The following is a 19,769-nucleotide window of genomic DNA, read 5'->3' on the forward strand; positions in this document are numbered from 1 at the left end:
CAATCACCCCCACCACAATCACCCCCACCACAATCACCCCCACCTGACAAGGAGCAACACTCATGGCCAAGGAGAAGTTCGAGCGGAACAAGCCTCATATGAATGTGGGGACGATGGGTCATATTGACCATGGTAAGACGACGTTGACTGCGGCGATTTCGAAGACGTTGGCTGATCGGGTGGAGGGGAACGAGGCGACTGCGTACGACAATATTGATAAGGCTCCGGAGGAGCGTGAGCGTGGGATCACGATCAATGTGTCGCATGTGGAGTATTTGACTGAGAACCGGCATTATGCGCATGTGGATATGCCTGGTCACGCGGATTATATTAAGAACATGATTACGGGTGCGGCGCAGGTGGATGGCGCGATTTTGGTGGTGTCGGCGGCTGATGGTCCGATGCCGCAGACTCGTGAGCATGTGTTGTTGGCTCGTCAGGTGGGTGTTCCGTCGATTGTTGTGGCGTTGAACAAGGTTGACATGGTTGATGATGAGGAGTTGTTGGAGTTGGTGGAGCTTGAGGTTCGTGAGCTTCTGAGCGAGTTTGAGTTCCCGGGTGATGATATTCCGGTGGTGCCGGTGTCGGCGTTGAAGGCGCTTGAGGGTGATGAGGCTGCTCAGGATCAGGTGATGGAGTTGATGGCGCAGGTGGATGCGTATATTCCGCAGCCTGAGCGTGATTTGGATCGTCCGTTTTTGATGCCGATTGAGGATGTGTTCTCGATTACTGGTCGTGGGACGGTGGTGACGGGGAAGATTGAGCAGGGTGCTGTTCATACTGGTGATGCGATTGAGATTGTTGGTTTGAAGCCGACGCAGAAGACGACGTGTACGGGTGTGGAGATGTTCCGTAAGTTGTTGGATGAGGGTCAGGCTGGGGACAATATTGGTGCGTTGTTGCGTGGTGTGGAGAAGGATGAGGTGCAGCGTGGGCAGGTGTTGGCTGCTCCGGGGTCGATTACTCCGCATACGGATTTTGAGGGTCAGGTGTATGTGTTGACCAAGGATGAGGGTGGTCGGCATAAGCCGTTTTTCTCGGCGTATTCGCCGCAGTTTTATTTCCGGACGACGGATGTGACGGGGACGGTGACGTTGCCGGCGGATAAGGAGATGGTGATGCCTGGGGATAACACGTCGATGACGGTGGAGTTGATTGCGCCGATCGCGATGGAAGAGGGTTTGCGGTTCGCGATTCGTGAGGGTGGTCGTACGGTTGGTGCGGGCCGAGTCACCAAGATCCTCAAGTAGCCCAGCCCGCCCGACAGGGCATCCAGTGACATGTTGCGACCCGGGCCTCGGCCCGGGTCGTTCCGCGTCCGAGTCTGGATAACGTTGGGCCCATGTCGCAGATCATCGCTCGACGTTCGGCGCTCGGGGTCATAGCCGGCGTCGCCGGTGCCGCTCTTGGCTCGTGTGGCTGTCAGGCACCACCGCCATCGGGCAGCGCTCTTGCGCCGTTTCGGGGTTTGGGAGCCTGGGCCTCGATGTATCAGTGGTCGCCCTCGGTGGCCGGTCACCCGGTGGTGAACCCCTCGGGGGTGGCGTCGCTGGCACGACGGGGTGTCTCGACGCTGTACATCCAAACATCGAAACAGTCGGGCACCGCTTTGCTGCTGGACCCGACCGTGCTGAAGAAGTTCGTCAGCGAGTGCCATCGTCACGCGATCGCCGTCGTGGGCTGGTACCTCCCCGCCCTGAACAACCTCGACCTGGATGTGTCCCGTCTGGTGGCCATGCGTGATGTTGGTGTCGATGCCATCGGCGTCGATATCGAGACCACCAACTACGCGCCCGCCGAACGCAGCCGTCGACAGCTTCAGGTGCTGGAACGTCTGCGGCAACGCGTTGGTCGTGGAACGGGCATCGGTGGCGTCGTCTATCCGCCCTTGCAGTTGAAACAGTTTCCGAGCATTTGGCCCAATTTCCCCTGGGCTCGGGTATCGGCGCTCTGCGACGTCCTGTTGCCGATGAGTTACTGGACCTTCCGGCGATCGCGTGCCCCCTACTGGGATAACGGATTTCGCTATACGGAAGAGAATTTCAAGATGTTCAGCCAGTTGACCGGTCGTAACGGCAACACCATTCACTCCATCGGCGGGATGTCCAGCGACCTCTTGGCGGGGCAGGCGGCTGATATGGCCAGGGCGGTCGCCAAGTACCGAGGTATGGGTGCCAGCCTGTATGAGTGGTCGGGCACGTCCAGCCGTGCGTGGAGCGAGTTGGCGCCGCTGGCCCGGTGAGATTGCCCACTCAGGTGTGAACCTGGTCCGCAGTGGTGGCCGGCCGAATCGGCCCGCTAGGGTGTCAGACCCCGGTGCACCCATCGTGCCCGCGTTCCTTGACACTCGACGATCCCCCAAAGCCGCCCCTTCCAGGGCGCGGCGAATCCAGGAGAGCCCCCATGGCCAACCAACGCATCCGCATCCGCCTCAAGGCCTATGACCACGAGGTCATCGACCAGTCGGCCAAGAAAATCGTCGAGACCGCTGTCAGAACCCAGGCTTCGATTCGTGGCCCCATTCCGCTTCCTACCGAGAAGCACCGGGTGACGGTGATCCGTTCGCCACACAAGTACAAGGACTCCCGCGAGCACTTCGAGATGCGGGTGCACAAGCGACTGATCGACATCCTTGAGCCCACCCAGAAGACCGTCGATTCGCTTCAGCGACTCGATCTTCCGGCGGGTGTCGAGATCGAGATCAAGATCCAGTAGCGACCTTCAACCCGTGAGCCGACCGAAGGCCGGGTGGCTGGGCGACGGGCGCGAGCGTCCACCGTCGAGGTTTGGCTCCGTCATGTTTTGGCGCGGTCGACGATCTCGGGGCGTGGCGGTCGAACCAGTGCCCCTGCGGGCACATCGGTGGTAACCACGCAGCCGGCCCCGATCATTGCCCCGGCCCCGATGCTGATTTCACCGAGGACGATGGCATTTGCGCCGAACTCCACCCCGTCGCCAACCACCGGACATGGTGTGAGCCCCCGGCGGCGTTTGATATTGCCGATGGTCACGCCCTGTCGCAGCATGATGTTGCTCCCAAGAACCGTGCCGGGATTGACGACGACCCCCTGGCCGTGACGGACCCGCAGCCCAGGACCGACGGTGGTGCCCGAAGGAAGCTCAAAGCCAAGTACCCAGGCGACCAGCACGCGGTAGGTCACGAGGATTGGAAGCATCGCCAGCCGTATGGCGGGGCTGAGCCGACCAAGCCAGCCGGCCTCCGCAGCCAAACGAAACGCCATGACCAACATGAGGCCCTTGGGGTCGTGTCGGTTGGCCGCAAAATCTGCACTCAAAACCTCGCGGATCCCAGGCGTGACAGCCGGCAACCCCGGGGCGACGTCTGGACGAGGCTTGGGCACGGAATACCTCCGGGGGATGGTCGTGGGCGTCCGGCTCGCAGTGTACGGGCGGTTGGGAGTGGAACGTCGGGTAGGGCCCGCGATGTGGGCGTGCACAAGCAATCCTCCACCGGTTTGTGGCTGAGCCCGACGACCGATAAGGTTTCCCTTTCGTGTGTGGGACGCCCCCGTCTCACCAACTGAGGCTCTCGTAGGCCGCCGGAACAACACCCTCGACCGCTGCGGTCACCGGGGCGCCGGATTGGAACCACGAGACACAACCGAGACGCCGCTCCGCCCGGGTTCGCCCGAGCGGAGCGTTTGCCTGAGTGGGCGAACAAATTACAGCCCCGTTATCTCGATTCGCTCGACGCACAGGCGTCGCCGGCGAAGGAAGCTACGACCAAGGACGAGCCGTCATGGCGAACAAAGCAATCGTTGGACAAAAAGTCGGCATGACCCAGGTATGGGGTGACGATTCACAGATTCAGCCCGTCACCGTGGTGAAGGTGGACCCCTGCCGGATCGTGGCGGTTCGTTCCGCCGACGGCGTCGACGGCTACGAAGCCGTGCAGGTGACCTTCGGAACAAAGTCGGCAAGCAAGCTGACGCTGGCCGAGGCGGGTCATTTCGACAAGGCGGGAGTTGATCCGGGCGTTCGCCTGGTCGAGCTCCGCATGACCGATGCATCCGCCTACGAGGTGGGTCAGCAGCTCGACGCGTCGATCTTCGCCGCGGGAGACCGGGTGGATGTTGCAGGGGTGTCGAAGGGTAAAGGCTTCGCCGGCGCCATGAAGCGCCACAACTTTGCCGGTCAGCCGGCAAGCCACGGAGCACACAAGGTGCACCGCAAGCCTGGTGCGGTCGGCGCATGTGCCACCCCGGGCCGTGTCTTCAAGGGGACCCGCATGCCCGGCCGAATGGGCGGGGAGAAGGTGACCACCCTCAACCTGGAGGTGGTGAGAGCCGATCCTGAAGCCGGCGTCGTGCTGGTCAAAGGCTCCGTACCCGGCCCGAAGGGGTCCTACATCGTGATTCGCGACGCGGTCAAGGCTCGCGTCGGCGGAGGTGAGAGCTGATGGCAACCGTTGATGTACTGAATCCCAGCGGGTCGCCGTCCGGTTCGGTCGAACTGGACGACACCCTGTTTGGCGTGGAGCCAAACGTGGCGGTCATGCACCAGGTGGTGACGGCACAATTGGCCGCTCGCCGCAAGGGCACGGCATCCACCAAGACACGTGCCGAGGTGCGTGGCGGTGGTCGTAAGCCATGGCGCCAGAAGGGCACCGGCAACGCCCGGCAAGGCTCGATTCGTGCGCCCCACTGGCGTGGCGGCGGAGTGGCCCACGGGCCCAAGCCTCGAAGCTACGCCCAGCGGACCCCCAAGAAGATGAAGCGCCTGGCATTGGCCTCAGCCCTGTCGGACCGTCTGGCCGACAACAGGTTGCTGGTGCTGGACGGTTGGGGCCTTGATGTGCCCAACACCAAGTCCGCCAAAGCAGCCCTGGCTGCACTCGGAGCCGAGGGCCGAATCCTGGTCGTGCTCGGACCCGACGATGGGACCGCCGGCCGTAGCCTGCGCAACCTTCCCGAGGTCACGCTGACCGATGCCGGGCAGGTCACCACCTACGACGTGCTGGTGTCGGATTACGTCATCTACACCCGCGGCGCCCTTCCCGGCGCTGATGCACCATCGACCGAGGCCGACACCGGAGACGAGTCATGAGGGATTCACGCAGCGTCATCATCCGTCCGGTGGTGTCCGAAAAGTCCTATGGGCTGATCGATGAGGGCGTCTACACCTTCATCGTGGCGCCCGACGCCAACAAGGTGGAGATCCGCCAAGCGGTGGAACAGATTTGGGGCGTGTCGGTGGTCAAGGTGAACACCTTGAACCGCCCGGGCAAGCGAATCCGCCAGCGCAAGCGCATGACGTACGGCTCCCGCGCCGATACCAAGCGGGCCATGGTCACCCTCGCCGAGGGTGACGAGATCGAACTCTTCGAAGTTCGCTGAGAGGGAGTTTCATGGGCCTCAGAAAGCGCAAACCAACCAGTCCGGCACGCCGGTTTCAGACCGTCTCGGACTTTGCCGAGATCACGCGGACGTCACCGGAAAAATCACTGGTTACACAGAAGACCAGGACCGGCGGACGGAACAACAAGGGCCGCAAGACCGCCCGCCACCGTGGTGGCGGTCACAAGCAGCGCTACCGCGTCATCGACTTCCGCCGCACCAAGGACGGAGTCCCGGCGAAGGTTGCCACGATCGAGTACGACCCCAACCGCAGCTGCCGCATCGCGTTGTTGCATTACCTCGATGGCGAAAAGCGCTACATCATCGCCCCCCGGAACGTGTCGGTTGGCGACGAGCTGCAGTCGGGACAAGGCGCGGAGATCCGCCCGGGCAACGCCCTTCCTCTGCGATACATCCCGGTTGGTACCACCATTCACAACATCGAGTTGAAGCCGGGTGGCGGCGCCAAAATGGCTCGCTCGGCCGGTGCTTCCGTGCAGTTGGTGGCCAAGGAAGGCGATTACGCGACGCTGCGGTTGCCCTCCACCGAGATGCGGCGCGTTCCCATCGACTGCCGGGCAACCGTCGGCCAGGTGGGCAATGTCGAGCACGAGCTGATCAAAATCGGCAAGGCCGGTCGCAACCGTTGGAAGGGCAAGCGCCCGCAAACCCGCGGTGTCGCGATGAACCCGGTGGACCACCCGCACGGCGGCGGCGAGGGCAAGACCTCCGGTGGCCGTCACCCAGTGTCGCCTTGGGGCAAGCCCGAGGGCCGCACACGAGATCAGAACAAGCCGTCTCAGAAGCTCATCGTGCGTCGTCGTCGCACCCGCGGTTCGCGCCGATGAGTATGAATCCATCGCTCAGCAACGTGAGGAAGTCCTGATATGCCACGCAGTCTGAAGAAGGGCCCCTTCGTTGACGACCACCTGTTAAAGAAGGTGGACGCGCTCAACGAGAAAAGCCAGAAGACCGTCATCAAGACGTGGTCGCGTCGCTCGACCATCATCCCCGACATGGTGGGTCACACCATCGCCGTTCACGATGGCCGCAAGCACGTGCCCGTGTACGTCACCGAGTCGATGGTGGGCCACAAGCTGGGTGAGTTCGCTCCAACCCGCACCTTCAAGTTCCACGCCGGGCAGGAGCGCACGGCGCGAGGCGGCCGATAGCCATGACCCAAACCGGAACCAAGACCAACGAGCGCCCCGGCACTCGGGCCGTCCTGCGCCATGCTCGATTCTCTGCCTACAAGGCGCGGGTCGTGCTCGACCTGATCCGCGACCTGCCCGTCGCCGAGGCCATGGACGAGCTGAACCGCTGCGAGCGCGAGGCGGGTCGTCCCATCTCCAAGTTGCTGGCATCGGCGGTCGCCAACGCCGGCAACAACGATGGCCTACCGGCCGACGAACTGTTCGTTGCGGCATGCTTCGCCGACGAAGGCCCCACCATGCGGCGCTTCCGGCCACGAGCGCGAGGGCGAGCCACCCGCATCAACAAGCGGACCACCCACATCACCATCATCGTGGGTCGGCTCTCCTCCGACGAGATCGCCGAGCGACGCGAGCGCGGCGGGGCACCCGCCGATGCCGCGGCAGCTCGTGCACGCCGTGTTGCAGCGAGCCGAGGCGACAATGCCGCCGAGGAGACACCTGCGGACGACGAGCCCGCCGAGGAGCCAATCGAGGCCTCTGAGGCGGAGTTGGTCACCGACACGGTCGACGAGAACACCGCCGCCGACCAAGCCGTCGAGGCAAGCAGCGAGACCGACGCAGACTCCGACGAGTCTGCCGACGACAGCGCCAAGACAGACACAGACGACACCAGCGCAGACTCCGACGAGTCTGCCGAAGGCAGCGACAGCAAGGACGACGCCTGATGGGACAGAAGGTCAACCCGTACGGCTTCCGGCTGGGAATCACCACGGACTGGAAGTCCAGGTGGTACGCCGACCGTGAACAGTATGTCGACTACGTGGTCGAAGACTGGGAAATCCGTCGCTACCTGATGAGCCGCATGGCGAACGCAGCCATCAGCCGTATCGAGGTGGAACGCACCCGTGACCGAGTGCGGATCGATCTGCACACCGCTCGACCGGGCATCGTGATCGGGCGTCGTGGCGCCATGGCCGACGAGCTCCGCCAGGAGCTGGCCCGCATCACCGACAACCCGAAGGTTCAGCTGAACATCCAGGAGATCAAGCAGCCCGAGCTGGATGCTGCCCTGATCGCCCAGGGCGTGGCCGACCAACTGGCCAACCGCATGGCATTCCGTCGTGCGATGAAGCGTGCGGTGCAGAACGCCATGAAGGCCGGTGCGCTCGGTATCCGGGTGCAGTGTGGTGGCCGTCTGGGCGGGGCCGAGATGAGCCGTTCCGAGTGGTACCGCGAGGGGCGGGTGCCGCTGCACACGCTGCGGGCCGATATCGATTACGGCCTCCGTGAAGCCGCAACCAGCACCGGCCAGGTCGGCGTGAAGGTGTGGCTCTACAAGGGCGACATTCTTCCGTACAAAGCGCAGGGTGAAGACAAGGCCTCCAAGGAGGCGGCGATGGCGGTGGGCGAGTCCACCGGCCAGGAGGCCACCCCACGCGTGGTCTCGTCCCGTCCGACTCCGCCGAATGCCGGCGATGCCGCCGACGAGGGCACCGAAGAACCGGCGCCGTTGTTGAAGGAAGCGGATCCGGAGTTCGAGAAGCTGCTCACCGAGGAAGAAGAAATCGAGCGCCAGGCCCAGTCACGTTCCAAGGGCCCGGAGCACTTCCGACCGAACGAGGGGGAGTGACCTCATGTTGATGCCACGCAAGGTCCGCCACCGCAAGCACCAGCGCGGACGCCTCAAGGGCAACGCCAAGGGCGGCACCGCGGTCAGCTTCGGCCAGTATGGGGTTCAGGCTCTCGAGCCGGGCTGGATCACCGCTCGCCAGATCGAGGCCGCCCGTATCGCCATGACCCGCCACATCAAGCGTGGGGGCAAGGTCTGGATCACGGTGTTCCCTGACAAGCCGGTCACCCAGAAGCCCGCCGAGACCCGCATGGGTTCAGGCAAGGGCAACCCCGAGCGGTGGGTTGCACCAGTGAAGCCGGGCCGCATCATGTTCGAGCTGAGCTACCCCGACGAGGACGTCGCCCGTGGCGCACTCGAGCGGGCCATTCAGAAGCTGCCGATCAAGGCACGCATCGTCACCCGCGAGGAGGGCATCTGATGGCCAAGAGCGACACCCCCATCCGAGAAATTGCCGATTCTGAGTTGCTGTCGCAGCTTGGCGAACGACGTGAAGAGCTGTTCAACCTGCGTTTCCAGTTGGTGACCGGGCAGCTCGACAACTCCGCCCGGCTGGGCGAAGTGAAGCGAACGATCGCACGAATCATGACCGAACTGCGAGAGCGTGAGATCGCCGCCGCCGAGAGGGAGCACGCGTAATGCCAGAGTCCACCACCAGCCCCGATGACACGGCCGCTGAAATCGCTGAGGATCGCCCCGCCCGTAAGGTGCGCGAGGGCATCGTGACCTCGAACGGCATGGACAAGACCGTCGCCGTCAGCTTCACCCAACAGGTGAGCCACCGTGCCTATACCAAGGCTGTTCGCCGCACGAAGCGCTTGTACGTCCACGATGAGGAGAACACCCTCAACGTGGGGGACCGTGTTCGGGTGGTGGAAACCCGCCCGCTGTCCAAGAACAAGCGTTGGCGTTTGCTCGAGATCCTGGAGCGTGCCCGATGATCCAACAGGAAACCCGCATGCGGGTGGCCGACAACTCCGGTGCCCGAGAGGTACTGGTCATCAAGGTGCTCGGTGGCTCGCGTCGCCGCTACGCCTCGATCGGAGACATCGTGGTGGCCACGGTCAAGGACGCGCTGCCCGGCGCCGCTGTCAAGAAGGGCGAGGTGGTGCGCTGTGTCATCGTGCGCACCAAGAAGGAGAAGCGTCGTAGCGACGGCTCCTACATCCGATTCGACGAGAACGCCGCCGTGCTGATCCGCGACGATCGGGCCCCACGAGGCACCCGGATCTTTGGGCCGGTGGGTCGTGAACTGCGGGATGCCAAGTTCATGCGCATCGTGTCCCTGGCTCCGGAGGTGCTGTGATGTCTCGTTCCAAGACAAAGGCGCCGACGAAAATGAAGATCCGAGAGGGCGATCGAGTGATCGTGTTGCGGGGCAAGGACCGTGGCACCGAGGGCCTCGTCATCAAGGCGATGCCCAGGACCCAACAGCTTCTGGTCGAAGGTGTGAACGTGCAGAAGCACCACGACAAGCCACGTGGCCAGAACGAGCCCGGCGGTATCCGAGAGGCCGAAGGGCCCATCCACGTGTCGAACGTGGCCATGGTTGAGGGCGGTACCCCAACCAGGGTCGGCTACAAAATGGCCGACGACGGCACGAAGACCCGAGTCTCCCGGAAGAGCGGAGGTGACCTGTGAGTTCCGATACCGCAACCTCACCCGAGTCGTTGATCGACATGGGCGGTTATGACGGCGCCTCACCGGGGCCTCGTCTGAAGAACCGTTACAACGATGAGCTTCGTGATCAGGTTCAGGCTGAACTCGGCCTGGAGAATGTCATGGAGGTCCCCCGCCTCACCAAGATCGTGGTGAACGTGGGTGCCGGCGCTGCCACCGAGCAGAAGGCGCTGATCGAGAAGATCGTCACCGACATCACCATCATCACGGGGCAAAAGCCGATTGTCACCAAGGCCAAGAAGTCGATCGCAGGCTTCAAGCTTCGAGAGGGCAACCCCGTAGGCGTGAAGGTCACCCTCCGGGGCGACCGCATGTGGGAGTTCTTCGACCGGTTGGTCAACCTGGCCATCCCTCGGATTCGAGACTTCCGAGGTCTCTCCCCCAAGAGCTTCGACGGCCGGGGCAACTACACCTTCGGGGTCACCGAGCAGTTGATCTTCCCCGAAATCGATTACGACCAGGTGGACGCCTCCCGAGGCATGGACATCACCTTGGTCACGACCGCTCGTACCGATGCTGAAGGCAAGGCCCTGCTCGATGCCTTCAGTTTCCCGTTCCGACGTGAGGGGCAGCAGTAATGGCGACCAAGGCACTCATCGAGAAGGCCAACCGCAAGCCGAAGTTCAAGGTACGTGGCTACACCCGCTGCAAGCGCTGCGGTCGCCCACGTGCCGTCTACCGGAAGTTTGGACTGTGTCGTATTTGTCTGAGAGAGCTGGCCCACGCGGGGGAAATCCCCGGGGTCCGCAAGGCGAGCTGGTGAGAGGAGTCTGAACCATGTCAATGACTGACCCCATCGCCGACATGCTCACCCGTATCCGCAACGCGAACATCGCGATGCACGATCAGGTGCGCATGCCATCGTCCAAGCAGAAGCTGGCCTTGGCCGAGCTGCTCCGTCGTGAGGGCTACATCGGCCCCTACGAGGTGAACCCGGCTCCCAACGGTCCCGGCGAAACGCTGACGATCACCATGAAGTACTCACCGGAGCGCCGACGCGTGATCTCCGGTCTGCAACGGGTTTCCAAGCCCGGCCTTCGTATCTACCGCAAGTCCAGCGAGGTGCCCCGCGTTCTGGGTGGCCTTGGGATTTCGGTCCTGTCCACCAGCCAGGGGCTGATCACCGACCGGGAGGCGCGTCGCCGCCGGGTCGGTGGCGAGATCCTCTGCAACGTCTGGTAGGAGCGACACATGTCACGAATCGGAGAACAACCGATCACCCTGCCCGCCGGCGTCACGCTGGCCATTGACGGCGCGACCGTCACCGTCACGGGCCCCAAGGGCGAACTGAGTCAGGAGATCCCCGCCGGCATCGACGTGTCGCTGGGCGACGGCCTGGTCTCGGTCACGAGGCGGGACGACGAGCGGGAAACCCGTTCGTTGCACGGCCTGGTGCGCTCGCTGGTGAACAACATGGTCGTTGGTGTGTCCACCGGGTTTCAGAAGGACCTTGAGATCGTGGGTACCGGCTACCGGGCCACGGCGAAGGGCAAGGGCATCGAGCTCCAGTTGGGTTTCTCCCACTCGATTACCGTGGACGCCCCCGAGGGCATCACCTTCACCCTTCCTCGAAACACCTACATCGAGATCGCCGGCATCGATAAGCAGCTGGTGGGCCAGGTGGCGGCCAACATTCGGGCATTGCGTTCGCCGGAGCCCTATAAGGGCAAGGGTGTCCGCTACGCCAATGAGCACGTGAAGCGCAAGGCCGGTAAGGCCGGCAAGTGAGCCGGTCCAGGAGCATGAGATGACGAACAAAACCAACGCCAAACGCCGATCCCGGATTCGCCGCCACGCACGCGTGCGCAAGGCCGTGGCCGGAACCGAGCAACGCCCCCGCCTCGCCGTGTTCCGCAGCAACCGCCACGTGGTCGCCCAGGTGATCGACGACACGGCCGGGGTCACCCTGGCCGCAGCCTCCACGCAGGAGGCCGATCTGATCGGTGGCGCCACATCCAACAAGGAGGCGGCCGCGACGGTCGGCGAGCGAATCGCCGAGCGTGCCAAGGCTGCTGGAGTGACCACGGTGGTCTTCGACCGGGGCGGCTTCCGCTTCCATGGTCGAGTGGCCGCCCTGGCCGATGCCGCCCGTTCCGGCGGACTGGAGTTTTAGAGATGGCCAACAACAACCGTGGTAACTCCCGTGGCGGCGACGATATGTCGCTGCGCGAACAGCGGGTGATCAACATCAACCGTGTGGCCAAGGTGGTAAAAGGCGGACGTCGGTTCTCCTTCACCGCTTTGGTGGTCATTGGTGATGGTGCCGGTCGTGTCGGGCTTGGCTACGGCAAGGCCAAAGAGGTGCCCCTGGCGATCCAGAAGGGCACCGAAGAGGCCAAGCGAACCCTCATCAAGGTGCCGATGGCCGGATCGACCATCGTTCACCCCATCATCGGTGAGCTGGGAGCCGGTCGGGTGATGTTGAAGCCCGCTGCACCAGGTACCGGTGTCATCGCCGGCGGTGCCGCCCGCGCAATTCTGGAAGAGGCGGGCATCGGAGACGTGCTCTGCAAGTCGCTCGGTTCGCCCAACTACATCAACGTGGCCCGGGCGACCATGAACGGGCTCACCAGCCTTCGTCGCCCCGACGAGATGGCCCGCCTCCGCGGCCTCGACCCCGAGGAGTTCATGCCCCCCGCCCTGTGGCGTGCGTGGCAGGAGTCCGAGCGGGGCCCCGATGCCGAGCCCACCGAGGTTCGATAATGGCCAAGATCAAAGTGACCCAGACACGGTCGTCCATCGGTTCGAAGCCCAAGCAGCGTGGTTCGCTCAGGGCGTTGGGGCTTGGGCGGATCGGAAAGTCCAATGTCTTGGAAGACACCCCGGACGCCCGGGGCCAGATCAACAAGGTTCCTCACCTCATCAGCGTCGAGGAGGATGACTCATGAAAATTCACGACCTTGAACCGGCACCCGGTTCCAAGCGCCGCTCCAAGCGGGTCGGTCGCGGCATCGGTGGCAAGGGCGGCAAGACCGCCGGCCGCGGCACCAAGGGCCAGCGGGCCCGCAACACCGTGCCCGTCGCCTTCGAGGGCGGCCAGTTGCCGCTGTTCCAGCGCCTGCCAAAGCTTCGCGGCTTCAACAACCCGTTCCGGGTGGAGTATCAGCCCATCAACCTCGATACCATCTCAGAGTGTGGGTTGGACGAGGTGACCCCCGAGACCCTGTTGGGCATCGGGCTGGTGGGTAAGGGCTCGCTGGTGAAGGTGTTGGGCCGTGGCGAGATCAGCCGCGCCGTCACCGTGAAGGCGCATGCGTTCTCCGCATCCGCCGAGGCGGCGATTATCGCAGCCGGCGGCAGCGTTGAGCGCCTCGACCTGCCCTACAGCGTGCGGCCCGCCTTCCACGGATCTGCCCACACCAACCGCTAAGCGGTACTGGAGCACCTGTGTTTTCGTCGCTGCGCAACCTTTTTAAGATTCCGGAACTTCGGAACAAGGTGCTTTTCACGCTGTTCATTCTGGCGTTGTACCGACTGGGGTCCTACATCCCGGCGCCGGGCATCGACCAGTCGGCAGTGGCGGCAATCAAGGCGCAGGCCGAACAGGGTGGTGTGCTCAGCTACCTCCAGTTGTTCTCGGGTAACGCACTCACACAGTTCGCCATCTTTGCGTTGGGCATCATGCCGTACATCACGGCATCGATCATTCTGCAGATCCTGGGCGTTGTGATCCCCAAGCTGGAGGAATGGCAACAGCAGGGGGCGGTGGGCCAGCGGAAGATCACGCAGTGGACCCGCTACGTCACCATCGGCATCGCCGTGTTGCAGTCGACCGGCTTTGTCTACCTCTTCCAGAACGGTGGCGGCGGGCTGAGTACCAACGAGAACATCTCGCTGGTGACCAACTTCAACCTGGGCACGCTCTCCCTCATCGTGGTGACGTTTACCGCAGGTACCGCACTGCTCATGTGGATGGGCGAACTGATCACTCAGCGCGGCATCGGAAACGGCATGTCGCTGATCATTTTCTGCTCGGTGGTGTCCAGCTTCCCGTCGGTTGGTGCCAGCCTGCGAGCTTCGAACGGCTGGTTTGCGGTTGCGTTGGTTGCCGTGGTCGCCGCCATCCTGCTGGTGTTCATCATCTACATCGAAAACGGCACCCGTAAGATCCCAGTGCAGTTTGCGAAGCGTCAGGTGGGCCGTCGTATGTATGGCGGACAGAGCACCTACATTCCGCTGAAGGTCAACCAGGCGGGCGTCATCCCGATCATCTTTGCGTCAGCGTTCCTGCAGATGCCGGTGCTGCTGGTGAACGTGCTGCCCCAGACCGACTGGGGCAACGCCATTCGAAAGTGGATCAACGACAACCTGGTGGCGGCGGCCTCGCCGATCTATCTGGGCATCTTCGGATTGTTGATCTTCGCATTCAGCTACTTCTACACGTCGATCGCGTTCGACCCGGTGCAACAGGCCGATCAGCTGCGCAAGCAGGGCGGCTTCATCCCCGGCATCAGGCCAGGCCCGCAGACCGAGCGTTACCTGGCCAAGGTGCTCAACCGGATTACCTTCCCGGGCGCCCTGTTCATCTCGTTCCTTGCGCTCGCCCCAACCATCATCATCATCATGATCGTGGGCAAGGCCAACTCGGGCATTGCCTTCTCGATCGGTGGAGCATCGCTCCTGATCGCCGTGGGTGTGGCCCTCGAACTGATGAAACAGATCGATGGCCAGTTGATGTTGCGCAACTACGAGGGCTTCCTCTCCGACAAGCCGGAGAAACACTGATGAGGTTGGTCATCTTTGGTCGCCAGGGTGCCGGTAAGGGCACGCAGTCGAAACTGCTCGCGTTGCACCTCGACGTGCCCCACATCTCCACAGGGGACATCTTCCGCGCCGCCATCTCCGCAGGATCCGAGATCGGCCTGGCGGCCAAGGCCATCATGGACCGCGGCGACCTGATTCCCGACGACGTGCTGCGCGGCATCGTCGCCGAACGCCTGGCGCAGCATGATGCCGCCAATGGTTGGTTGCTGGACGGGTTCCCCCGCACCCCGAAGCAGGCCACCGACCTTGATGAGATCGCGGATCCACCGTTGGACCTGGCCATCAACCTCGAGGTTCCCGAGGACGTCGTGGTGCAACGGATCGGCTCGCGCCGAGTGTGCGAGGCCTCCGGCCACATTTATACCGTCGGCGACCCCGCCGCGGATTCGGCCCGCTGCGAGATTGACGGTAGCCCGGTGGTTCAACGCGACGATGACACCGAGGAGGCGGTTCGGCACCGCCTGGCGCTTTACGCCCAACAGACCGAACCGCTGCTCGGTCGTTATGACCGCGCCGGCATGTTGGTGACCGTCGACGGCGTTGGAGATGTTGATGAGGTCGCACAGCGCGTGGCCTCCGCCGTCGAGGGGCGGAAGGCCACATGAGCACCTCGGTTTTGTCTCACCGCCGGTTGGGGATAAGATTGTCAGTCGGCTCGGGCGCTCTTCGAACTTCGCAGCACGGTATTGCACCGTATGCGCCCATTTCTCCGGTTTCCAACCCCACCCGGGGCGCTGGCCGTTGCCGCCGCCCACACCTCGCACTCGGCCGCAATGGTCGAGTCCCGTCCGTCCGCAACTGAGGAGTTACCCTGCCGAAGTCCAAAGAAGACGCCATCGTCATGGAAGGCACCGTCAACGAGTCGCTGCCCAATGCGATGTTTCGCGTCGAGCTGGAAAACGGCCACCAGGTGCTGGCCCACATCTCCGGAAAGATGCGCATGCACTACATCCGCATCCTGCCCGGCGACAAGGTTCAGGTGGAGCTCACCCCCTACGACCTCACCCGAGGTCGCATCACATACCGGTACAAGTAATCAACCAGCAAGTTTCGACGGCAACGTCGTCGAGGAGCCCGAGAGGCAGCCATGAAGGTTCGAACCAGCGTCAAGCGCATGTGTGAAAAATGCACGGTCATCCGTCGGGGTGGCACCGTGCGGGTGATTTGTGACAACCCGCGTCACAAGCAGCGTCAGGGCTGAGGTCGGAATCCATGGTTGAGATCCAGATGATCGAGGAGCGCTAAAGACATGGCACGTATTGCCGGAGTGGACATTCCACGCGAGAAGCGGTTGGTGATCTCCCTCACCTACATCTATGGCGTCGGCCCCAGCCAGGCGTCGGCGATCCTGGAGAACATCGGTCTCCCCGAGGACACCCGTGTCCGCGACCTGACCGAGGCTGAGGTCAGCCAACTCCGCGCCTACATCGAGGCCAACCTCAAGGTGGAGGGCGACCTGCGCCGAGAGGTGCAACAGAACATCAAGCGCAAGATGGAGATTGGCTCCTATCAGGGGCTTCGGCACCGTCGTGGCCTCCCCGTGCGGGGCCAGCGCACCCACACCAACGCCCGCACCCGTAAGGGCCCGAAGAAGACCGTGGCCGGCAAGAAGAAGGTCCGCAAGTAATTCCTGCGGACCTGCCCCGATCATCACCGATCACCGAACGATCCATACACCGGAACGAAGCTGAGGAAGACGAATGGCCAAGCCCCAAGCCGGCGGACGCAAACCCCGCCGTCGTGAGCGCAAAAACGTCACGCATGGCGTCGTGCACATTAAATCGTCGTTCAACAACACGATCATCGCCATCTCCGACCAGGAGGGCAACATCCTCGCCTGGGCGTCGGGTGGCAACGTTGGTTTCAAGGGCTCTCGGAAGTCCACGCCCTACGCCGCCCAAATGGCGGCCGAACAGGCGGGCCGGAAGGCCATGGAACATGGCGTCCGGCGAGTGGACGTGATGGTCAAGGGACCCGGTTCCGGTCGAGAGACCGCCATCAGGTCGATTCAGAACCTCGGTATCGAGGTCATCGGCATCAAGGATGTCACCCCCGTACCCCACAATGGCTGCAAGCTGCCCAAGCGGCGCCGTCAGTAGCAGGAAGGAACAAACACATGTCCCGCTACACAGGACCCCGGGCGCGCGTCTCGCGCCGCCTCGGCACCAACATCTGGGGAACCAAGGGCGAAGACCTCGCCATGGAAAAGCGTCCCTACCCACCAGGTCAGCACGGCCGCACCCGACGACGCGGCAACGTGTCGGAATATCTTGTGCAGTTGCAGGAGAAGCAGAAGGCGCGCTTCAGCTACGGCCTGACTGAGAAGCAATTCCGCAAGCTGTACGAAGAGGCCTCCCGCCGGCCTGGGGTCACGGGTGAGACCCTGCTGATGTACTGCGAGCTGCGTGTCGACAATGTCGTCTACCGCTCAGGACTGGCCGCCACCCGGCCCCAGGCCCGCCAGCTGGTGAGCCACGGTCATTTCGAGGTGAACGGCAAGCGGGTGCACACCCCCAGCTACCGCCTGCGGAAGGGCGATGTGGTCACGCTGCGCGAGAAGAGCCGCGAGATGATCACGATCACCTGGAACAAGGACACCCTCGATCGCACCCCTCCGGCCTGGCTGGAGCGTGGGGAGAACAACAACTCCATCACGGTGCGCGAACTGCCGGTGCGCGAACAGATCGACATCCCGGTGCGCGAACAGCTCATCGTCGAGCTCTACTCCAAGTAAGGCCGACGGAACCGCCCCCCGACCCGGGGGCGTCCTCCACCGGCGAAGTACCAACGAAGTTTCTCCACGATCACCCCCCCTAGGAAGGTGCGACCACCATGCTCGTGATCCAACGACCCACGGTCGAAGCCCTCGACGAGGGCGAAGGTACCCGTCAGCAGTTCGCCATCGGCCCACTTGAGCCCGGCTTCGGGCACACGATGGGCAATTCGCTGCGCCGTACATTGCTGTCCTCCATCCCGGGCGCTGCCATCACCTCTGTGCGATTCGATGATGCGCTGCACGAGTTCGACACGATTCGCGGTGTGGCAGAGGATGTCACCGACATCATCCTGAACCTGAAGGATGTCGTCGTCTCGTCGGAGTCCGATGCGCCGGTGGTTCTCCGCCTCGATGTGGCGGGCCCCGCCACGGTGACCGCCGGCAACATTCGTACCACCACCGATGTGGAGATTCTCAACGGCGAGCTGGCGTTGGCCACGGTGAATGAGGATGGTCACTTGGCCATGGAGCTCACCATCGAGCGTGGCCGTGGCTACTCGCCCGCCGACTCGACCAAGGGCAACACCACCATTGGTGCAATTCCCATCGATGCCATCTACTCACCGGTTCGGCGCGTGTCCTTCACGGTGGAGCCCACCCGGGTTGAGCAGTCGACCAACTACGACCGCTTGGTGATCGACATCGAGACCGACGGTTCGTTGGAGCCCCGTGATGCATTGGCCTCGGCCGGCGCCACGTTGACCGGCCTCGTACAGCTCGTTGCCGAGCTGACCGACGAGCCCGAAGGACTCGAGCTGGGCGATTTGGCACCCGCTGCCGGTTTGTCGCCCGATCTTGAGCTGCCCATCGAAGACCTGGAACTCTCCGAGCGTCCCCGCAACTGCCTGAAGCGGGCCCAGGTGAACACCGTGGGCGAACTGTTGTCGAAGACCCCCGACGACCTACTGGCCATCACCAACTTTGGACAGAAGTCCCTCGACGAGGTGCTCGTCAAGCTTGACGAGCGAGGGCTGTCCCTCAACTCACGGGAGCTCGGATGAAGGGCACACCAACCAAGGGCAAGCGCATGGGCGGCTCGGCCAAGCATCAGCGGCTGATGCTGGCCAACCTGGTCGCTTCGCTGGTGGCTGCGGAACGAATCGTCACCACCGAGGCCAAGGCCAAGGCGTTGCGCCCCGTGGCCGAGAAGGTCATCACCAAGGCGGCAAAGGGCGGCCTGCACAATCACCGCCAGATCCTCGCGTTTCTCAACGACACCGAGATCGCCGACAAGCTGATGGAGGACGTCGGTCCGCGCTATGCCGACCGGCCGGGTGGGTATACCCGCATTCTGAAGCTGAGCGACCGCCGCAAGGGTGATAACGCCCCGATGGCGATCATCGAACTGGTCTGACGCTCTTTGGGGCGGCAGCACCGAGCGGCAATGACCCCCTGGGCCGCCTCGCTCTGCCTCTGGGCGCCATCACCCGACGGCACTACCTCGATGCGACCGCTCGACCCCTTCGATGGGGCGGGTGGTCGTCTCGCGTCGGCGTCGCTCAACCCGACGTCGGCGTCGGGGGAGAGCTGAGGTGACGCGGTGGCGGCTGGATGTCGCCTATGACGGCTCCGGCTTTAGGGGGTTCGCCGTCAACGTTGGGATCCGCAGCGTTGCCGGGGAGTTGCAGGGTGCCCTGGCGAAGATGTGCGGCCACGCGGTGGTGCTGGTGTGTGCCGGTCGGACCGACGCCGAGGTGCACGCCCGGCGCCAGGTGGTGCATTTCGAGAGCGATGCCAACCTGGACTCGCTTCGGATGGTGCGTTCGCTCAACCGGATGTTGGGGCCCGAGATCGCCGTGATCGCGGCACTCGTGGTGCCCGGGTCGTTCGACGCTCGATTTTCGGCGATATGGCGCCGGTATCGCTACTCGGTGGTTACCTCGGTATGGGTTGATCCCCAGCTGGCCCGCTTTGTTTGGCACACCGAGGGCGACCTCGACGCGGAGGCGATGCGCGAGGCGGCTCAGACGTTTGTTGGCCGGCACGACTTCTCTGCATTCTGTCGTCGCACGCCGCCGGCGCCTGGCAGGCCGGAGCGATCGCGGGTCCGCAACCTTTTCGAGTTTGCCATCGTTCCCGACGGTACAAATCGGCTGGACTTCTGGGTGCTTGCCAGCTCGTTCTGCCATCACCAGGTGCGATCGATGGTGGGAACGCTCGTCGAGGTGGGAGAGGGCCGACGCAGCGTGGCCTCGGTTGCTGAAGCCCTGGAATCTCAAGATCGACAGCAGTGCGGGCGGGTGGCCCCGGCTCATGGCTTGACGCTGTGGGAGGTGGGGTACTGATACCGTCGGACCTCCGACGAGGGACACCCAACGACGTACACCAGGTCGGCTCAGCGCTGTCAGGTTGGCGTCATCCTACGAAGGTGTTTCTCGGTCATGCTGCTGCGTGCTCGTGGGACTGGG

33 protein-coding genes and 1 pseudogene are annotated in these 19,769 nt (G+C 63.5%); 33 read left to right on the top strand and 1 reads right to left on the bottom strand.

Annotated features, from left to right (window positions below; translation table 11 throughout):
• Nucleotides 1-62: 62 nt before the first annotated feature.
• The 3 genes from tuf to rpsJ all read left to right on the top strand — a co-directional run bounded on the left by tuf (nucleotide 63) and on the right by rpsJ (nucleotide 2,715).
• Nucleotides 63-1,250 (top strand): elongation factor Tu, encoded by a 1,188-nt coding sequence (gene tuf, locus MPARV_RS0117755; protein WP_020379226.1) that lies wholly within the window; start codon nucleotides 63-65, stop codon nucleotides 1,248-1,250.
• A 92-nt stretch (nucleotides 1,251-1,342) separates the two neighbouring features.
• Nucleotides 1,343-2,242, top strand: a complete 900-nt coding sequence (locus tag MPARV_RS0117760) for a hypothetical protein (protein ID WP_020379227.1) — start codon at nucleotides 1,343-1,345, stop codon at nucleotides 2,240-2,242.
• Nucleotides 2,243-2,403: 161 nt separating this feature from the next.
• Nucleotides 2,404-2,715: a 30S ribosomal protein S10 gene (gene rpsJ / locus MPARV_RS0117765; RefSeq protein ID WP_012229066.1), complete on the top strand. Its 312-nt coding sequence runs from the start codon at nucleotides 2,404-2,406 to the stop codon at nucleotides 2,713-2,715.
• Between the two features lie 80 nt (nucleotides 2,716-2,795).
• Here rpsJ and MPARV_RS0117770 read toward each other — a convergent pair whose 3' ends face one another.
• Nucleotides 2,796-3,296: a serine acetyltransferase gene (locus tag MPARV_RS0117770; RefSeq protein ID WP_020379228.1), complete on the bottom strand. Its 501-nt coding sequence runs from the start codon at nucleotides 3,294-3,296 to the stop codon at nucleotides 2,796-2,798.
• A gap of 464 nt (nucleotides 3,297-3,760) precedes the next feature.
• Here MPARV_RS0117770 and rplC point away from each other — a divergent pair, with 464 nt between their 5' ends.
• The 30 genes and pseudogenes from rplC to truA all read left to right on the top strand — a co-directional run bounded on the left by rplC (nucleotide 3,761) and on the right by truA (nucleotide 19,646).
• Entirely contained in the window at nucleotides 3,761-4,420 is a 660-nt protein-coding gene (gene rplC / locus MPARV_RS0117775) for a 50S ribosomal protein L3 (RefSeq protein WP_012229063.1), read from the top strand.
• Complete coding sequence (rplD, locus tag MPARV_RS0117780; protein ID WP_020379229.1) at nucleotides 4,420-5,067, top strand: 50S ribosomal protein L4; 648 nt, start codon at nucleotides 4,420-4,422, stop codon at nucleotides 5,065-5,067. Before rplC ends, rplD begins: the two co-directional genes overlap by 1 nt.
• Nucleotides 5,064-5,357 carry a 50S ribosomal protein L23 gene (rplW, locus tag MPARV_RS0117785; RefSeq protein WP_012229061.1) on the top strand — a complete coding sequence of 98 codons (294 nt, stop codon included), beginning with the start codon at nucleotides 5,064-5,066 and terminating at the stop codon, nucleotides 5,355-5,357. The genes rplD and rplW overlap by 4 nt, the downstream gene beginning before the upstream one ends.
• Before the next feature lie 11 nt (nucleotides 5,358-5,368).
• On the top strand, nucleotides 5,369-6,205 hold the full coding sequence (gene rplB / locus MPARV_RS0117790) for a 50S ribosomal protein L2 (RefSeq protein WP_012229060.1): 837 nt from the start codon (nucleotides 5,369-5,371) through the stop codon (nucleotides 6,203-6,205).
• A 39-nt stretch (nucleotides 6,206-6,244) separates the two neighbouring features.
• Nucleotides 6,245-6,529, top strand: a complete 285-nt coding sequence (gene rpsS / locus MPARV_RS0117795) for a 30S ribosomal protein S19 (RefSeq protein WP_012229059.1) — start codon at nucleotides 6,245-6,247, stop codon at nucleotides 6,527-6,529.
• A gap of 2 nt (nucleotides 6,530-6,531) precedes the next feature.
• Entirely contained in the window at nucleotides 6,532-7,236 is a 705-nt protein-coding gene (rplV, locus tag MPARV_RS26190) for a 50S ribosomal protein L22 (RefSeq protein WP_020379230.1), read from the top strand.
• The gene (rpsC, locus tag MPARV_RS0117805; protein WP_012229057.1) at nucleotides 7,236-8,141 is read left to right on the top strand and encodes a 30S ribosomal protein S3; all 906 of its coding nucleotides are present in this window, start codon (nucleotides 7,236-7,238) and stop codon (nucleotides 8,139-8,141) included. The genes rplV and rpsC overlap by 1 nt, the downstream gene beginning before the upstream one ends.
• Nucleotides 8,142-8,145: 4 nt before the next feature.
• The gene (rplP, locus tag MPARV_RS0117810) at nucleotides 8,146-8,562 is read left to right on the top strand and encodes a 50S ribosomal protein L16 (RefSeq protein WP_012229056.1); all 417 of its coding nucleotides are present in this window, start codon (nucleotides 8,146-8,148) and stop codon (nucleotides 8,560-8,562) included.
• A complete protein-coding gene (rpmC, locus tag MPARV_RS0117815) occupies nucleotides 8,562-8,780 on the top strand; it encodes a 50S ribosomal protein L29 (RefSeq protein WP_012229055.1) in 219 nt (72 codons plus the stop codon). The genes rplP and rpmC overlap by 1 nt, the downstream gene beginning before the upstream one ends.
• Complete coding sequence (rpsQ, locus tag MPARV_RS0117820) at nucleotides 8,780-9,082, top strand: 30S ribosomal protein S17 (RefSeq protein ID WP_020379231.1); 303 nt, start codon at nucleotides 8,780-8,782, stop codon at nucleotides 9,080-9,082. Before rpmC ends, rpsQ begins: the two co-directional genes overlap by 1 nt.
• Nucleotides 9,079-9,447 (top strand): 50S ribosomal protein L14, encoded by a 369-nt coding sequence (rplN, locus tag MPARV_RS0117825; RefSeq protein WP_012229052.1) that lies wholly within the window; start codon nucleotides 9,079-9,081, stop codon nucleotides 9,445-9,447. Before rpsQ ends, rplN begins: the two co-directional genes overlap by 4 nt.
• 32 nt (nucleotides 9,448-9,479) lie before the next feature.
• Entirely contained in the window at nucleotides 9,480-9,782 is a 303-nt protein-coding gene (gene rplX / locus MPARV_RS0117830; protein ID WP_031279177.1) for a 50S ribosomal protein L24, read from the top strand.
• Nucleotides 9,783-9,820: 38 nt separating this feature from the next.
• Nucleotides 9,821-10,399 carry a 50S ribosomal protein L5 gene (gene rplE, locus MPARV_RS0117835; protein ID WP_031279180.1) on the top strand — a complete coding sequence of 193 codons (579 nt, stop codon included), beginning with the start codon at nucleotides 9,821-9,823 and terminating at the stop codon, nucleotides 10,397-10,399.
• On the top strand, nucleotides 10,399-10,584 hold the full coding sequence (locus MPARV_RS0117840) for a type Z 30S ribosomal protein S14 (protein WP_012229049.1): 186 nt from the start codon (nucleotides 10,399-10,401) through the stop codon (nucleotides 10,582-10,584). The genes rplE and MPARV_RS0117840 overlap by 1 nt, the downstream gene beginning before the upstream one ends.
• Before the next feature lie 14 nt (nucleotides 10,585-10,598).
• Nucleotides 10,599-11,003 carry a 30S ribosomal protein S8 gene (gene rpsH, locus MPARV_RS0117845; RefSeq protein ID WP_012229048.1) on the top strand — a complete coding sequence of 135 codons (405 nt, stop codon included), beginning with the start codon at nucleotides 10,599-10,601 and terminating at the stop codon, nucleotides 11,001-11,003.
• Between the two features lie 9 nt (nucleotides 11,004-11,012).
• Nucleotides 11,013-11,549 (top strand): 50S ribosomal protein L6, encoded by a 537-nt coding sequence (gene rplF / locus MPARV_RS0117850; RefSeq protein ID WP_020379232.1) that lies wholly within the window; start codon nucleotides 11,013-11,015, stop codon nucleotides 11,547-11,549.
• 19 nt (nucleotides 11,550-11,568) lie between these two features.
• Nucleotides 11,569-11,934, top strand: coding sequence for a 50S ribosomal protein L18 (rplR, locus tag MPARV_RS0117855; protein ID WP_012229046.1), 366 nt, complete (start codon nucleotides 11,569-11,571; stop codon nucleotides 11,932-11,934).
• 2 nt (nucleotides 11,935-11,936) lie between these two features.
• Nucleotides 11,937-12,524, top strand: a complete 588-nt coding sequence (gene rpsE / locus MPARV_RS0117860; RefSeq protein ID WP_012229044.1) for a 30S ribosomal protein S5 — start codon at nucleotides 11,937-11,939, stop codon at nucleotides 12,522-12,524.
• The gene (gene rpmD, locus MPARV_RS0117865; protein WP_012229043.1) at nucleotides 12,524-12,709 is read left to right on the top strand and encodes a 50S ribosomal protein L30; all 186 of its coding nucleotides are present in this window, start codon (nucleotides 12,524-12,526) and stop codon (nucleotides 12,707-12,709) included. Before rpsE ends, rpmD begins: the two co-directional genes overlap by 1 nt.
• Nucleotides 12,706-13,191, top strand: coding sequence for a 50S ribosomal protein L15 (gene rplO, locus MPARV_RS0117870; RefSeq protein WP_012229042.1), 486 nt, complete (start codon nucleotides 12,706-12,708; stop codon nucleotides 13,189-13,191). The genes rpmD and rplO overlap by 4 nt, the downstream gene beginning before the upstream one ends.
• A 17-nt stretch (nucleotides 13,192-13,208) precedes the next feature.
• Nucleotides 13,209-14,546, top strand: a complete 1,338-nt coding sequence (gene secY, locus MPARV_RS0117875) for a preprotein translocase subunit SecY (protein WP_012229041.1) — start codon at nucleotides 13,209-13,211, stop codon at nucleotides 14,544-14,546.
• The gene (locus tag MPARV_RS0117880) at nucleotides 14,546-15,190 is read left to right on the top strand and encodes an adenylate kinase (protein WP_012229039.1); all 645 of its coding nucleotides are present in this window, start codon (nucleotides 14,546-14,548) and stop codon (nucleotides 15,188-15,190) included. Before secY ends, MPARV_RS0117880 begins: the two co-directional genes overlap by 1 nt.
• 206 nt (nucleotides 15,191-15,396) lie before the next feature.
• Nucleotides 15,397-15,621: a translation initiation factor IF-1 gene (gene infA, locus MPARV_RS0117885; protein ID WP_081582421.1), complete on the top strand. Its 225-nt coding sequence runs from the start codon at nucleotides 15,397-15,399 to the stop codon at nucleotides 15,619-15,621.
• 51 nt (nucleotides 15,622-15,672) lie between these two features.
• Nucleotides 15,673-15,786: a 50S ribosomal protein L36 gene (gene rpmJ, locus MPARV_RS23930; RefSeq protein ID WP_081582422.1), complete on the top strand. Its 114-nt coding sequence runs from the start codon at nucleotides 15,673-15,675 to the stop codon at nucleotides 15,784-15,786.
• A gap of 48 nt (nucleotides 15,787-15,834) precedes the next feature.
• On the top strand, nucleotides 15,835-16,212 hold the full coding sequence (gene rpsM / locus MPARV_RS0117890; RefSeq protein ID WP_012229037.1) for a 30S ribosomal protein S13: 378 nt from the start codon (nucleotides 15,835-15,837) through the stop codon (nucleotides 16,210-16,212).
• A gap of 73 nt (nucleotides 16,213-16,285) precedes the next feature.
• Nucleotides 16,286-16,684: a 30S ribosomal protein S11 gene (gene rpsK / locus MPARV_RS0117895; RefSeq protein ID WP_012229036.1), complete on the top strand. Its 399-nt coding sequence runs from the start codon at nucleotides 16,286-16,288 to the stop codon at nucleotides 16,682-16,684.
• A gap of 17 nt (nucleotides 16,685-16,701) precedes the next feature.
• Nucleotides 16,702-17,319, top strand: coding sequence for a 30S ribosomal protein S4 (gene rpsD / locus MPARV_RS0117900; RefSeq protein WP_012229035.1), 618 nt, complete (start codon nucleotides 16,702-16,704; stop codon nucleotides 17,317-17,319).
• Between the two features lie 98 nt (nucleotides 17,320-17,417).
• Nucleotides 17,418-18,362 (top strand): DNA-directed RNA polymerase subunit alpha, encoded by a 945-nt coding sequence (locus tag MPARV_RS0117905; protein WP_012229034.1) that lies wholly within the window; start codon nucleotides 17,418-17,420, stop codon nucleotides 18,360-18,362.
• Nucleotides 18,359-18,712 (top strand): annotated as a pseudogene (gene rplQ, locus MPARV_RS0117910) (50S ribosomal protein L17); the annotation flags it as partial. The gene MPARV_RS0117905 and the pseudogene rplQ, both read left to right, overlap by 4 nt.
• A gap of 181 nt (nucleotides 18,713-18,893) precedes the next feature.
• Nucleotides 18,894-19,646, top strand: a complete 753-nt coding sequence (truA, locus tag MPARV_RS0117915) for a tRNA pseudouridine(38-40) synthase TruA (RefSeq protein WP_020379234.1) — start codon at nucleotides 18,894-18,896, stop codon at nucleotides 19,644-19,646.
• The last annotated feature ends 123 nt before the right edge of the window (nucleotides 19,647-19,769 follow it).

It is taken from the genome of Candidatus Microthrix parvicella Bio17-1 (genome assembly GCF_000299415.1).
Lineage (GTDB): Bacteria > Actinomycetota > Acidimicrobiia > Acidimicrobiales > Microtrichaceae > Microthrix > Microthrix parvicella.